At 27.4% G+C, this 14,661-nt stretch carries 16 protein-coding genes and 1 other annotated feature; of the genes, 8 read left to right on the top strand and 8 right to left on the bottom strand.

What is annotated here, in order from left to right:
* Positions 1–134: 134 nt before the first annotated feature.
* Both yjbM and QOZ93_RS08405 read left to right on the top strand, forming a co-directional pair.
* Positions 135–926, top strand: coding sequence for a GTP diphosphokinase (gene yjbM / locus QOZ93_RS08410; RefSeq protein ID WP_307355870.1), 792 nt, complete (start codon positions 135–137; stop codon positions 924–926).
* 4 nt (positions 927–930) lie between these two features.
* Positions 931–1,245 carry a hypothetical protein gene (locus QOZ93_RS08405; protein WP_307355868.1) on the top strand — a complete coding sequence of 105 codons (315 nt, stop codon included), beginning with the start codon at positions 931–933 and terminating at the stop codon, positions 1,243–1,245.
* A gap of 106 nt (positions 1,246–1,351) precedes the next feature.
* Here QOZ93_RS08405 and leuS read toward each other — a convergent pair whose 3' ends face one another.
* The 5 genes from leuS to QOZ93_RS08380 form a co-directional block, all read right to left on the bottom strand.
* A complete protein-coding gene (gene leuS, locus QOZ93_RS08400) occupies positions 1,352–3,787 on the bottom strand; it encodes a leucine--tRNA ligase (protein ID WP_422723878.1) in 2,436 nt (811 codons plus the stop codon).
* A 76-nt stretch (positions 3,788–3,863) separates the two neighbouring features.
* Positions 3,864–4,077 (bottom strand) — a binding site (T-box leader).
* Between the two features lie 60 nt (positions 4,078–4,137).
* Positions 4,138–4,656, bottom strand: coding sequence for a hypothetical protein (locus QOZ93_RS08395; RefSeq protein WP_307355867.1), 519 nt, complete (start codon positions 4,654–4,656; stop codon positions 4,138–4,140).
* Between the two features lie 111 nt (positions 4,657–4,767).
* The gene (locus QOZ93_RS08390) at positions 4,768–5,406 is read right to left on the bottom strand and encodes a J domain-containing protein (protein ID WP_307355866.1); all 639 of its coding nucleotides are present in this window, start codon (positions 5,404–5,406) and stop codon (positions 4,768–4,770) included.
* Positions 5,390–6,268: a DUF5685 family protein gene (locus QOZ93_RS08385; protein WP_307355865.1), complete on the bottom strand. Its 879-nt coding sequence runs from the start codon at positions 6,266–6,268 to the stop codon at positions 5,390–5,392. Before QOZ93_RS08385 ends, QOZ93_RS08390 begins: the two co-directional genes overlap by 17 nt.
* A 1-nt stretch (position 6,269) precedes the next feature.
* Positions 6,270–6,818 carry a class IV adenylate cyclase gene (locus tag QOZ93_RS08380; protein ID WP_307355864.1) on the bottom strand — a complete coding sequence of 183 codons (549 nt, stop codon included), beginning with the start codon at positions 6,816–6,818 and terminating at the stop codon, positions 6,270–6,272.
* A gap of 255 nt (positions 6,819–7,073) precedes the next feature.
* Here QOZ93_RS08380 and QOZ93_RS08375 point away from each other — a divergent pair, with 255 nt between their 5' ends.
* Positions 7,074–8,117 (top strand): nucleoid-associated protein, encoded by a 1,044-nt coding sequence (locus tag QOZ93_RS08375; protein WP_307355929.1) that lies wholly within the window; start codon positions 7,074–7,076, stop codon positions 8,115–8,117.
* A 102-nt stretch (positions 8,118–8,219) separates the two neighbouring features.
* Here QOZ93_RS08375 and fba read toward each other — a convergent pair whose 3' ends face one another.
* The 3 genes from fba to QOZ93_RS08360 all read right to left on the bottom strand — a co-directional run bounded on the left by fba (position 8,220) and on the right by QOZ93_RS08360 (position 10,410).
* Complete coding sequence (fba, locus tag QOZ93_RS08370; RefSeq protein WP_307355863.1) at positions 8,220–9,170, bottom strand: class II fructose-1,6-bisphosphate aldolase; 951 nt, start codon at positions 9,168–9,170, stop codon at positions 8,220–8,222.
* A 165-nt stretch (positions 9,171–9,335) separates the two neighbouring features.
* Positions 9,336–9,716 (bottom strand): DUF4363 family protein, encoded by a 381-nt coding sequence (locus QOZ93_RS08365; protein WP_307355861.1) that lies wholly within the window; start codon positions 9,714–9,716, stop codon positions 9,336–9,338.
* Between the two features lies 1 nt (position 9,717).
* On the bottom strand, positions 9,718–10,410 hold the full coding sequence (locus QOZ93_RS08360; protein WP_111940942.1) for a DUF421 domain-containing protein: 693 nt from the start codon (positions 10,408–10,410) through the stop codon (positions 9,718–9,720).
* A 140-nt stretch (positions 10,411–10,550) separates the two neighbouring features.
* Between QOZ93_RS08360 and QOZ93_RS08355 the strand changes: the two genes are divergently transcribed.
* The 5 genes from QOZ93_RS08355 (at position 10,551) to QOZ93_RS08335 (ending at position 14,533) form a co-directional block, all read left to right on the top strand.
* The gene (locus tag QOZ93_RS08355) at positions 10,551–12,215 is read left to right on the top strand and encodes a nucleoside kinase (protein ID WP_307355860.1); all 1,665 of its coding nucleotides are present in this window, start codon (positions 10,551–10,553) and stop codon (positions 12,213–12,215) included.
* A gap of 114 nt (positions 12,216–12,329) precedes the next feature.
* Complete coding sequence (sdaAA, locus tag QOZ93_RS08350; protein ID WP_307355859.1) at positions 12,330–13,205, top strand: L-serine ammonia-lyase, iron-sulfur-dependent, subunit alpha; 876 nt, start codon at positions 12,330–12,332, stop codon at positions 13,203–13,205.
* Positions 13,206–13,362: 157 nt separating this feature from the next.
* Positions 13,363–13,905 (top strand): rubrerythrin family protein, encoded by a 543-nt coding sequence (locus QOZ93_RS08345; RefSeq protein ID WP_111940948.1) that lies wholly within the window; start codon positions 13,363–13,365, stop codon positions 13,903–13,905.
* Between the two features lie 14 nt (positions 13,906–13,919).
* The gene (locus QOZ93_RS08340) at positions 13,920–14,087 is read left to right on the top strand and encodes a hypothetical protein (protein ID WP_307355858.1); all 168 of its coding nucleotides are present in this window, start codon (positions 13,920–13,922) and stop codon (positions 14,085–14,087) included.
* Positions 14,088–14,203: 116 nt separating this feature from the next.
* A complete protein-coding gene (locus QOZ93_RS08335; protein ID WP_111940950.1) occupies positions 14,204–14,533 on the top strand; it encodes a hypothetical protein in 330 nt (109 codons plus the stop codon).
* Positions 14,534–14,661 lie beyond the last annotated feature (128 nt).

The raw sequence follows: 14,661 nt of genomic DNA, 5'->3' as shown, positions 1-14,661 counted from the left end.
TAATAACAATCTTTTGTAGTACAATATATTTATTAAAATAGTTATAATATATAAGGTTGTATTATAATATTCTTTAAAAAGTTGTAAAACTTTAGAGGTTTGGTGAAATTAATTTAATTAAAAGGATGGGTAATATGGCTGTTAAGGAGTGGAAGAGTTTTCTTTTACCTTATGAACAAGCGGTAGAGGAGTTAAAAACAAAATTTAAAAGTATAAGAAAAGAATATAGACGAAGAAATGAATATTCACCTATTGAATTTGTTACAGGCAGGGTTAAAGAAATTTCTAGTATATTGGAAAAAGCCCATAAATTTGATATGCCTATAGATAGAATAGAGTATGAGATGGAAGATATAGCTGGTATAAGGGTAATGTGTCAGTTTGTTGATGATATTGAAAAGGTTGTTAATATAATAAGATCAAGAAAAGATATGCAAATAATTTATGAAAAAGATTATGTTACTAATGTTAAGGTAAGTGGATATAGAAGTTATCATATAATTATAAAATATCCTGTATATATGGCAGAGGGAGAAAAAGAAATATTAGCAGAATTTCAGATAAGAACTTTAGCCATGAATTTTTGGGCTACTGTAGAACATTCATTAAATTATAAATATAAACATGCTATTCCAGCAGATATAAAAGAAAAATTAAAAAAGGCAGCAGATGCAGCATTTGTGTTAGATCAAGAGATGATGGATATTAAAGAGGAAATTAAAGATGCTCAAAAGTTATTTGAAATTAAGTCTAGTTTGATTTCTAATATATCGGATAACCTAGCTATTTTAGGAGCTTTAGGTAAAAAAGCGGAAGTAGCAAGATTTAGAGATCAATTAAATATTTTATTAGAAGAAGGAGACATAATGGAGTTAAGTATACTTCTTCAAAATACAGAAAAAATAATCAAGGTATATAGGGCATAAGATCATGTTTAATTTATCAATAAGTTTAATTATAATAATTTTTGGGATAGCACTTATTTTCACATCAATTTTCGGTAAATATAAGTTGTCATCAAGAATAATGAAAAAGAATATTGAGAATAAGAAGAATATAAATAAATATATAAAATGTGAAAGAATCATAGATGGCATAACAGGAGTTAGTATTGTTATATTAGCATTATTATGTATATTAAATTTACTAAAAGGTAAAGATATTTGGGTTACAGGTATGCTTGTTTGTTTATTAAATAAAATATTTATATCTGGATTTAAAAAGAAGTATGGTATAATAGATTAAAATATTATTGTTTATAAAAATAGTATTAAGAGAGAAATTAAATTCTTCTCTTAATACTATTTTTTATATTATATTCAAGTATTTTATAATTGAAAGTTTTATAAAACTAATTAGCTACTATGTTAACTAGTCTACCCTTTATAACAATAACTTTTCTAATAGTTTTTCCTTCAATAACTTTTTTAATTTCTTCACAATTTAAGGCAGATTCTTTTATCTCATCTTCAACCAAATTAGAAGGTATATCTATTCTAGCTTTAATTTTGCCGTTAACTTGAATTGCTATTTCAACTTCATCTTTAATTAATGCTTTTTCATCAAATTCTGGCCATTTTTCATTGAAAATAGAGAAGTTAAGACCTAATGCTTCCCATTTTTCTTCTGCAAAATGAGGTGCAAATGGAGCTAAAAGTTTTAAGAAATCTATTATAGTTTCTTTTAAGAAGTCATAGTTTTTAGAAGTCTCATTTGCGTATTTAGAAAATGCATTTAAAAATTCCATCAATCTAGCTATAGAAGTATTAAATTGAAGAATTTCATTATCTGCAGTTACAGCTTTAATTGAAGAATGTCTCCAGAAATTTAACTCTTTTTCAGCCTTATCTATAGTATCTTTTCCGTTTTCATTTTTCTTTATTTCTTCAATAAATGAATCAAGAGTTCTTTCTATTCTATCTACAAATTTAGAAATAGATTTTATAGTTTCGTCGCTCCAAGCCCCACCTTCAGTGTAAGCAAATCCGAACATTAAATACATTCTAAATACATCTGAACCATACTTACTAATGTAATCATCAGGTGAAATAGTATTTCCTTTAGATTTACTCATTTTTAGTCCATCAGGTCCAAGTATTAAACCTTGGTGAGTAAGAGATTTAAATGGTTCATCAAATTTTAAATATCCCATATCTCTTAGAGCTTTAGTTATGAATCTTGCATAAAGTAAGTGCATGCAAGCATGTTCTGGTCCACCCACGTATTTATCAACAGGTAATATTTGATTAATTAGTTCTGGATCAAAAGCTTTTTCACAATTTTTGTTATCAGGATATCTTAAATAATACCAAGAAGAACAAACAAATGTATCTAAGGTATCTACTTCTCTATGAGCAGGGCCACCACAATGAGGGCAAGTAGTATTTACAAATTCCTCACATTTAGCAAGTGGAGATTTTCCATCAGGAGTGAATTCCACATTGTAAGGTAATTTTACTGGAAGATCTTTTTCAGGTACTGGTACAATTCCACATTTATCACAATAAATCATAGGAATTGGAGCACCCCAGTATCTTTGTCTAGAAACTAACCAATCTCTTAATCTAAAGTTAGTTTTAGATAAACCAATACCATCCTTCACTAATTTATCAACAATAGCTTTTTTGGCTTCTTCAGAATTTAAACCAGAGAATTCTCCACTATTTACAAGTACACCGGATTCGACATAAGGAAGAGTTTCCCCACCTTCAATAACTCTTTCTATTGGAAGGCTATATTTTGTAGCAAATGCAAAGTCTCTTTCATCATGTGCAGGAACAGCCATAACAGCACCAGTACCATATGTATTTAACACATAGTCACCAACCCAAACAGGTACTTTTTTATTATTTATAGGGTTAATAGCATATGCACCTGTAAATACACCTGTTTTTTCTCTAGAAATAGATTGTCTTTCTATTTCAGATTGTTTTTTAGCAGCTTCTCTATAAGCATCTACAGCAGCTTTGTTTTCTTCAGTAGTGATTTCATCTACTAATTTGTTTTCAGGTGCTAAAACTACATAAGAAACACCAAATAGAGTATCTGGTCTTGTAGTAAACACATTGAAAGTTAAATCAGAACCATCTAACTTGAAAGTTACTTCAGCTCCAGTTGATTTACCTATCCAATGTTTTTGCATTGATTTAGTTTTTTCAGGCCAATCTAAGGTATCTAATTTTTCTAGTAATTCATCTGCATAATCAGTTATTTTTAAGAACCATTGAGTAAGATCTTTTTTTATAACCTCAGAATCACATCTTTCACAACAACCATCAACTACTTGTTCATTTGCAAGTACTGTATTACAACTAGGACACCAATTTACTGGAGCATTTTTTCTATATGCCAATCCTTTTTCATATAATTTTAAGAATAACCATTGAGTCCATTTATAGTAATCTTCCTCACAAGTTACTATTTCATTTTCCCAGTTGAACATAGCACCCATAGCTTTTAATTGCTCTTCCATTTTAGCAATATTTTTTACAGTTGAATCTTTAGGGTGAATTCCAGTTTTGATTGCAAAGTTTTCAGCAGGAAGTCCAAAAGCATCAAATCCCATTGGTTGAAATACGTTATATCCTCTCATTCTTTTAAATCTAGCCCAGGAATCTACTGGCCCATAGTTAAACCAATGTCCAGCGTGTAACTGACTTCCAGAAGGGTAAGAGAACATTTCAAGAACATATAATTTTTCTCCTTCTTTTTTAGGATCAAATTTATATAACTCAGTTTCTTCCCATTTTTTTTGCCATTTTCTATCAATTTCAGTATTATAACTCATAATATTAGTCCTCCTTTTAACTTTTTTAATTTATTATAAATATAATTTTTAAACTAAAAAAAGCTTTCATCTCAAAATAAGAGACGAAAGCTGTATTCGCGGTACCACTCTAATTAGAATATATAAATTATATATTCTCAACTTGTTATGAATAACGGTAAATAACCGTATCTATTTATTATCATAGATAAACTCCCAAGCAAGTTCACATATTAGTGCCTCTGTTTTTCACCAAACAACAGCTCTCTTTACACACATTATATATTACTACTCTTGTTCATTGTTTTTATAAGATATTAAATTGTATATTGAATTTATTATAGTGTAAAAGAAAATTTATGTCAACCTTACTATTTTAGCCTTTTTAATAAGTGATCTTCACTATAATTAATAAATACAGTTAAAGCATAATCAAATATTATAAAAGCAAATTGAGCTAATATTAATATGAGAAAATAAGGTAAATTTATGTTTATAGCTTTAAAGAGTAAAGTTTTATAAATACAATATAAAATTCCTAAAGAAGAATTAAAAAATAGAAATTTAAGTAATAATTCTATAAAAGGTTTATTTATACACTCTATAAAAAATTTTATAATTCCATAAATACCAAATAAAATTATGTAACCTAGAGCGATCCCTTTAGAAGGAATTAATATTAAAGATAAAAGGGATGTTGCACCATATACGGTAAAGGTTGTTTTTATATTGGTACTTAAAAGAGTTAGTGGAATTAAAGCAGAGGCAACTATAAGAAAAAATAGAGTATTTACAGGAATTAAAATACTTAAGTAAAGACATATTATACTTATAGCAGTAAAAATTCCTCCCTTAGCTATATTGTTACTAAGAAAATTTTTCTTATTCATATATTTCTATTCTCCTTAAAATGTTAATTTCACTTATTTAATAAGAAAACTTATCTTCATATGGGCATAAAGCTTAAGGAAGATAAGTTTTACAATCTTATGAACAAAATTTTAAAAACAAGAAATAAGGTCGCCACCCATACATTCACATAAAGAATCTGCACACCAAAGTTTTACGCATAAGTCGCACATATCATTATCACGAGTGCTTTTGCCATAATAATTTTTTCTATAACTATTATTTTGAGTAGATAAATTATTATATGCATTTCTATATTCAATATTTGAAGGATTTAAATTAAATGCAGTAGTTATATAAGTACTTGCACTATCATACCATCCTTTTCTAAGATATATTAAACCCATTAAATAATTCCATTCAGCATCTTTAAAAGCAACGTTATTTAATTGTTGCTCAGCCGCCGATAAATTTCCAGAGTTGATATCCATTCTAATTCTTTGATATATATCACCATTTGAATTATCATATGATTGATTATTTGATGTATTATAGTTATTACTTTGATTATTATAGGAATTTTGTCTTTGACTATAACTATCAGAAGTATTTTTCATTAAATATTCATAAGCCTCATTTATTTCCATCATTTTTTGTTCAGCTAGGTCTTTTAAAGGATTATCACCGTATTGATCTGGATGAAATTGTTTAGCTAATTTTTTATAAGCTGATTTTATTTCATCTCTTGATGCACCTTGTCTAACTTGTAATACCTCATAAGGATCTCTCATTTTTTTCACTCCTTTTAAATACTTTATCCATTTTTTCCATTAATCCAAATTGAATTATATTATATAGTAGGTCTATATTTTTTTTTATAGGAAGCCTTTGTAGTATATTTAAGGCATTAGCTCCACAAGTTGTTAAAATAAAATCTATTCTCTCTTCTATTTTACTAGAAAAATCTAAATATGATAACTGATTTACATTTAAAATATTATTTATTGCATTAAACTTATTTTCCTTCATATCTTTTTCTAAATCATCAAAAGCATCTATAAGATAAATCCATTTACCTATATTATACCCTAGAAAATATAAACTTTCTTTAATATTTTTGTCTAATGCATAATTACTAATTAAAAAACCTGTTAAATCAGCAAAGGGATGAGAGATTTTATCTAAATTTAAATTTTCTATTTTTCCACTTTCCATAGCGCTTAATTGACTTAATGAATTTTTTATATAAGTTTCTATCTTTTCAGTATCTTTATTGTTTTTTAAATATCTTTTTAGTAAATCACCCATTAGTTTATGGGAGAGCTTCTTATCATCATTAGCATCATCTAAAAGTTTATAATAGCTAAGAATGATGTTACAATAGGCGGCATAATCTATGGCTTTATTATTTTTTATAATAATTTTTTTTTCAGTAGGGTGAACTATGCATCTAATTCGATCTAGTTCTCTTTCTTCCTTAGAAAAACCATCTAATAATATAGCTAAGAAGGTCATATCATAATTTAAAGTAATTCTAGGAAAGTTACCATAATTTTTTTTTATACTTCTACATAAGCCACAATAATATGCTTTAAATTTTTCATAATCTTTCATTTTTAATTCCATTTTACATGGAGTAACATATCCAAACATTTTAAAGCCCCTTTGTAAAGCCTTTTTCACCTAAGATTTCATATATGTTTTTAGAAGTAGTATCTTTCATTGTATATCCTAAAAGAGTAACCACTTCTTCGATTTCTTTTTCACTTGTAGACTCTATTTCAATATATGGAAAAGGACAAAACTTTTTATCATTTATATCAATTTCTATTAAAGTATTTTTATACTTATAACTTTCTCTATATTTTTTTATAGATTCAATAAGGTTTAGGCCCAAAGATTTAAAAATAGCTGAACCCATATCACTATTTAAAATTTCTGTTTCTGCCTCTTCCATAATCTTATATTTTTCTTGACTAAGCATTTTTTTTACAGTCATATAACAGATGGTTTTATTATGTAATAAATCTTCAATAATTCTAATTCTTGCATAACCTTTTTTTTCTAAAAGCCTTCTATTTTCAAAATCATAAATATTATTTATTTGATTTTCTTCTTTAACTTTAATGGCTCCTATATTAGTGGCAATTTTTCTTATGTTATCTACATCTATATCTATTATTCTAGTCTCCATTTCTTGCATAACAAAATCACTCCTTAATATTGAAATTATATCATATAAAAGTATTTATATGTGTAAAAACTTAGTTATAAAATATAATTTTAAATAGCAAGATTACACATATTGTAGTTTACGCCAAAGTGTATATAAATTATAATTATAAATTTTATTAAGGTAGATAAATTCAATGTATATAGTTTATAGAGGTTGCATGAAAGAGGGTAAAAGGATATAATTTTCAATATGAATTATAAGGTTAAAGGAAGTGGAGAATTTTTGGAATATATAAAAGAGATTAATATTAATGAAGCGGTTATTCACATATTAGATAATAATTCTGATGAACCTATATTAAATGAATTTGGATTAGATCTAACAGAAGAAATATATGGTTTTTTATATAAACACATTCAGAAAGTTTTTAGAGATGAAGAGCTTAAGTATGCTAAGTTTAAAGAGAGTAGGGGAATTGTAAAGGAAATTTCAAGGGAGTATTTGTCAGGACACAATAATATTCTAGAAGTTTCTAAGGAACTTGCAAGACAAATGTTTTCTCTTATGAAATCAAAAGGCAATGTACCTTCTTGTGATCTATTAATAGTATCGGTTTCTACAGAATATGGACCTATGTTGGGAATTTTAAAAATGGATTATGTTAAGAATTATATGCATACAGTTGAATTCGTAGAAAATAAAATTGGAATTAATATAATTCCTCAAGTAACAGGATTACCAGCAAGCTCTCAAAGAATACAAAAGGCTGCATTTATCAAACCAGTACCTAATGAAGAGGGAGTAGAACTGATGATCCTGGATAAGAAAAAGAGTTCTAAGGAAAAGGAAAAAGAAGATTATGGTACTAATTATTTCTTAGAAAGTTATTTAGGGTGTGAGATTTTAACTAATGAAAGAGATATGACTAAAGGTTTTTTACAGGCTACGGAACAATGGACGAGAGAAAACTTTAGTGATAATGCAGAGAAAGCAGAAAAGATAAGAAGAAAAGTAAAAGAAACATTAAAAGAAGAAGAAAATATAGATTTAAACGAATTTTCTAAAGAAGTATTTGGTGAAGAGGAAGAAAAAGCAAATCATTATGTAAATTACATAAAAGATACTGGTATAGAAGAAAATATTTCAGTGGATAAAGCATGGGTAGAAAAAAAGCTTAAGAGAATTAGATTAAAGATAGATGGGGATATAGATATTTATTTAACTGAAGAAGCTTATAAAGATTTTAATAGATTTCAAATTAAAAGAAATGGTGACGGAAGTATAGACATGGTAGTGAAACATGTTATAAATTATATAGAAAAATAGAATAACTTATATTATCATCTTTTAGAAAATAAGAATTAAAAAATACTGAAGATAAGCATTGTTTACTTAACTTCAGTATTTTTATTTTAAGATATAAATTTTTTATTTATTTAAAACATTTTCAGAACCTAAAATATCCACTATCTTATCTTCTACAAGTTTTTGTATATTATCTCTAGAGAAGCCAAGATATTTTCTAGGATCAAATACTTCTGGTTTATCTCCAAACATTTTTCTAATTGATCCAGTCATAGCAAGTCTTAAATCTGTATCCATATTTATTTTACATACGGACATAGAAGATGCTTTTCTTAACATTTCTGTTGGAACACCTTTAGCACCTGCTAAATTTCCACCATAGTTATTACACATTTCAACGTATTTAGGATCAACAGCTGAAGCACCATGTAAAACTATTGGGAAGTTGTGGAATCCGTTTTCTTCTAATTTTTTAGTTATTAATTCAAGTCTATCAAAATCTAGTTTAGCATCACCTTTAAATTTATATGCTCCATGGCTTGTGCCGATAGCTATAGCTAAAGAATCAACACCAGTTGCTTTAACAAATTCTACAGCTTCATCGGGATCAGTATATGTTGCATCTTTTGAAGCAACCTTAACTTCATCTTCAACACCAGCAAGTTTACCAAGTTCTGCCTCTACAACTACACCTCTTGAATGAGCATATTCAACGACTTGCTTAGTAACCTTAATGTTTTCTTCAAATGGGAAATGAGATCCGTCAATCATAACAGATGTAAATCCTACATCAACAGCTTTTTTACAAGTTTCAAAATCAGGACCATGATCTAAGTGAAGAGCTATTTCTATTCCAGATTCTTCACAAGCAGCATCAACTAAATGTTTTAAATAAGTAGGTCTCATATATTTCATAGCTGAAGAAGATACTTGAAGTATAACTGGAGAATTTTTTTCTTTTGCTCCATCTACAATAGCTTGAACGATTTCCATATTGTTAATGTTAAATGCACCAATTGCATATCCTCCTTGGAAGGCTTTTGCAAACATTTCCTTTGTTGTAACTAATGGCATGAAAATTCCACCTTTCTACCCCATGTGGGACTCAATAAGTCCTGTATGGACAATTTTGTTGATAATTAATTATATTATATATTAAAATTTGTTAATTTTCTATATTTATATTATATATAAAAAAAGTAAAATACACAAAACTTTATATTAAATAATAAGAAAAGTTTAAAATATGTTTTCAATATTAGGTTTTTGAAGGTCTTTTATATGGTTCATAAAGTACTTTACAGAGTGTACACTTACTAAGGAATCATCTTTATTCTTGCATCTTATGTATTGAGTAAGTTTTACAATTTCATCACTTACACTATGCAAATCATTATCATTAGTGAATATCGAAATAAAAACTGAATGATCATTCCAGGTATCTAAAAGAGACATAGAAGCTTTATAGGCTAAATCCCATTTTTCATCAACTATATGTTCTTCTATTACGGAATTCAAACTAAATATTTCTGCTGAAATTTGATTTAAATAGTTTAAACAAAATATTATTCCTAATATCATGGATATAAAAATTACACAAGAAATAATGCTGTTTTTCATATTATTTTTTCTTTCCTTTCTTTTTATCTTTTAATTGGTACATAAATTTTCCTTCTGTATTAATATAAGCATGAAATACATTTTTTGCAGAATATATCTTTTTATTTTCTAGTACGTTCATAAGCCATTCTTTATCTTTATTTATTAGTCTAAGATTTTCATTATTTATATTTCCATCTAGAATTAGTGAGACAGGCATTTTCTCCTGTTTTACCTTAATATTTAGATCTTGTTTTGTTACTTTATCGATGTCAGATTTAGGAATAATAGATAGTTGTCCACTGGTTTCTAAAATAGCATATTGAACATCATCTACATTATATATATCTTTTAATCTTAGCTCCTCTAAAAGATCATTTATATTGATTCTTTGGGAACGTAATTCATTAACATCGATCTTACCATTTTCTATTAAGATACTTGGTTTACCTGAAAAAATCACTCTTGCTTTTTCACTTTTAAGTTGTACAATGGAGGTAATAACCTGTAAAATTAATAAAACGATTAATGGAATAATGGTATGAATTAAGGGAATTCTATTATCTTGCATAGCTACACTAGCTAGTTCAGAAACCATTACAGTTAGAACTATTTCAAAGGGTTGAAGTTCTCCAATTTGTCGTTTACCCATTAAACGTACAACTAATAAAGCTAAAAAATATAAAATAACGGTTCTAATTAGAAGTATATACAAAAATATCACCACACTTAATTTAATAATTATAAATAATTTAAAAAGATAAAAAATATGTGTAAATTAAAACATCTTGTTTATAATGTTCCCTATGTTTTAAAGTTATATGTAATTTTTTTTGATTTATGGGAGGAATAAATATGAGTGATAAATTAAAGTTATTTTTAAGGGATTTAAATAAAAATGTTATTGTTGAAAAAGGAATTCAGTTATATGACATAGTAAAAGAATTTAATATAAATAAAGAAAATCCTATTATTTTAGCTAAGGTAAATGACGACGTTTATGAACTTACAGAAAAATTAAAAACAGAGGGTAATTTTGAGGTTATTACAAATAAAAGTGATTTAGGAAGAAGAAGCTATATTAGAACTTTACAATTCGTACTTGTAAAGGCAGCATATGACGTGTTAGAAGAATGTGAAGTAGATATTCAACATTCTTTAAGTAGAGGGTTGTATTGTGAAATCCATAAAGATAATATTTTAACTTTACAAGAACTTAAAGCTATAAAAAATCGAATGAGAGAAATTATAGATGCAAATGAACCAATATATAAGGAAGAATTATCTAGAGAAAAAGCTATGGAAATATTTAGATCTTATAATATGATTGACAAAGTTATGCTTTTAGAATCACTTTCAGTATCTAAAGTTAAGTTATATAAGTTACAAGATAGATATGATTATTTTTATGGTTCTATGGCATATTCAACTGGAGTTGTTAAGTCATTTGAATTAGTTCCTTATAATTCAGGTTTTATCTTAAGATATCCTACTTTGGATTCACCTAATGAAATACCTAAATTTGTAGAACACAATAAATTGGCTAAAATTTTTAATGAAACCGAAGCATGGGGAGATATTTTAGAGGTTCCACATGTTGGAGCATTAAATAAGATTATAGATGATAAGCATATAAAAAAATTAATATTAATAAATGAAGGACTTCATGAGAAAAAGATTGCATATATCGCAGATATGATTTCACAAAAGAAAACTGCTAAATTAGTTTTAATTGCAGGACCTTCATCCTCAGGAAAAACTACTTTTACAAAACGACTTTCTGTACAATTAGCTGTTAATGGTCTAAGACCAGTACAAATTTCTATGGATGATTTTTTCGTAGATAGAGAACTTACACCAAAAGACGAAGATGGAAATTATGACTTTGAATCTATAAATGCTTTAGATATTAAATTATTTAATAGGACCATGAAAGCAATATTAAATGGTGAGGAAGTAAAAATTCCAACATTTAATTTTAAGACAGGTAAAAAAGAATGGAGAGGGGATAAAGTCAAGCTCCCTAAAAATGGAATAATTTTAATAGAAGGAATTCATGGCTTAAATGAAAAATTAACTTCATCTATAAGCAAAGATGAAAAGTTTAAAATCTATATTAATTGTTTAACCCAATTAAATATAGATAATCATAATAGAATTCCTACGACAGATGTAAGAATGGTTAGAAGAATTGTAAGGGATAGTTTAACTAGGGGATACGATGCAGAAGATACTTTAGTTAGATGGCCATCAGTAAAAAGAGGAGAGAAGAAAAATATTTTTGTTTTTGAAGATGAATCTGATATTATGTTTAATTCTAATTTAGTTTATGAAATATGTGTACTAAAGAAGTATGCCTTAGCTGAACTTGAAAAAGTAGAAAAAAATTCTCCTGTATATTATGAAGCTTGGAGATTAAAAAGCTTTTTACATTTCTTTAGAGAAATTGATATGGAATTAGTCCCTGAAAATTCTCTATTAAGAGAATTTATAGGTGGAAGTTGTTTTTATGATTATTAATTTTTTTCTTTTTTTATATAAAGTTTATAAAAATGTAGTTATATAGTTTATAATATAGATAAAATAGTATATTTAAATAAATCAAAATTAATGCCACGCGAAAGGAGAAAAAACATGTTCGTCACCAAGGGGAAGGAATTAATAGATGTTTGTGAAGAAAATAATTTAACCATATGGGAATATGCACTTAAGATGGAAATGGAAAATTTAGATGAGCCTAAAGAGGTTATATGGGAAAAGATGAAGCATAACTTAATAGTTATGCAAGAGGCTGCAGAATATGGATTAAATAATAAGACAAAATCTATAAGTGGGCTTATAGGTGGAGATTCTTTTAAGCTCTATGAGTATTTAAATCAAAAGCAAAGCTTAACAGGTGATGTTATGATAAAAGCCATGGCTAGGGCAGTATCTTGTTCAGAGGTTAATGCATCTATGGGAAGAGTCGTTGCAGCTCCAACGGCAGGTTCTTGTGGTATTTTACCTGGAGCATTAATCACCGCTGCTGAAAAACTAGGAAAAGGTGAAGAAGAATTAATTAGGGCCTTATTTACAGCATCTGCAGTAGGAAATATTATAGCTCAGAATGCTACTTTAGCCGGAGCAGAAGGAGGATGTCAAGCTGAATGTGGTTCTGCAGCAGCTATGGCTTCTGCGGCAATAGTAGAAATGATGGGGGGAACTCCTAAAATGGCATTGCATGCAGGTGCCATAGTTATTAAGAATATTTTAGGATTGGTTTGTGATCCTATAGCAGGTCTAGTTGAAGCTCCCTGTGCAAAAAGAAATATGTCTGGTGCAGTTAGCGCATTAACTACGGCGGATATGGTTATGAGTGGTATTGAAAGTATAGTTCCTTTTGATGAAGTAGTAGATGCCATGTATAAGGTTGGTAAAAGTTTACCATGTTCTCTTAGGGAAACGGCTTTAGGAGGAGTTGCAATTACACCAACAGCATTAAAACTTCAGAAGAAAATTTTTAATAAGTAAAAATATAAATTATAAAAAGGCACTAAATTTATTTTGATAGATTTAGTGCCTTTTTATAACTAATATGCAAATTTTATATTTTTTTATGAATTCAGTAACTTTTACTTTTTTTAAGAATAATATATTTAGGGAGAAATACTATTTAGGAGAATAAAAATTGAAGTGTTTAAAAGGAACAAAAACAGAAAAAAATTTATATAAAACATTTACCGGGGAATCAAGAGCAAGAAATAAATATACTTTTTATGAAGAAAAAGCTAGATGTGAAGGAAACCAATATGTAGCAGAAATTTTTGCGGAAACTGCTGATAATGAAAAGGCACATGCTAGAGAAGTATTTTGTAGATACTTAGGATTATTGGGTGATTCAAAATCTAATTTAAGAGATGCTATTATGGGAGAGATGATGGAAAATAAGGAGATTTATAGACAATTTGAGGAAGAGGCTAAAAAAGAAGGATTTCCAGAAATAGCAGATTTTTTTAAAGAGTTAAGGGAAGTTGAGGAGAATCATGCTAAAAGATATGCAACTATCTTAAAAAGATTAGATAATGGAACTCTTTATAAAAGAGATAAGATTGTTAAATGGCAATGTATGAATTGTGGATATATCTATGAAGGAAAAGAAGCACCAGAAAAATGTCCGTTATGTAAATATCCAAGAGGATATTTTAAAATATATTGTGAAGATTATAAATAAGAGGAAAGAAAGTTATGGAAATTATATATCCAAGTGAATTTAATAAATATATGGATAAGTTAGAATCCAAGTACGATATAAATGAGGCAGTTAAAAATGAGTTAACTTTTAATAAATATGAAGATTTTAGATTGTTTAATAAAAAGAGAGGTGCTAAAAGACAGGATATAGTTTTTTATTAAATGCAAAATTTATATTTAATCTAATAGAAAATATCACAAGTTATATATTTTAAGAATATTAAAAGAATAAATTTAATAATATAATAGTGATGAAAAATTTTTAAGGTGAGATGAGGATGACATATAGAAGAGTTATACAAAATTACTATTCAGATATAGGAAATCTATCTGATCTTTTAACTAAACTAGTTGGAGTCTATGGAACTTTAATTGGGGGAGCAGATACTTTAAACAAAATAGCGTTATCCTCAAAAGGTGATATAAAAAAAGCATTAAAAAGAGCAAATGAATTAGGTAATATAATAGATGGTTTGATTAATAGCTTGGAAAATAGTACCAAAAACTATTCCCAGTATTCAGATATAAAATCTAAAATAGTAAAAGAATATATGGATGAAAAAACTGTTTTAAAAGAGATAGAGGAAGAATTAAAATTTAAAGATTAATTAAAATTTTATATTATTAAGTTTGTAGTAACTAATAAGGGGCTGTCGCACTAAAAAATAGTGCGACAGCTTTTTGCGTAAAAAATAAATCTCCCACTCGAAAGAGTGAAAGATTTATAGTAAAATTA

Origin of the sequence: Hathewaya limosa (genome assembly GCF_030815255.1) — a bacterium.
Taxonomy (GTDB): Bacteria; Bacillota; Clostridia; order Clostridiales; family Clostridiaceae; genus Hathewaya; species Hathewaya limosa.
Note: the sequence above shows the minus strand (reverse complement) of the source record. Positions and strands in the feature narration are given on the sequence as shown.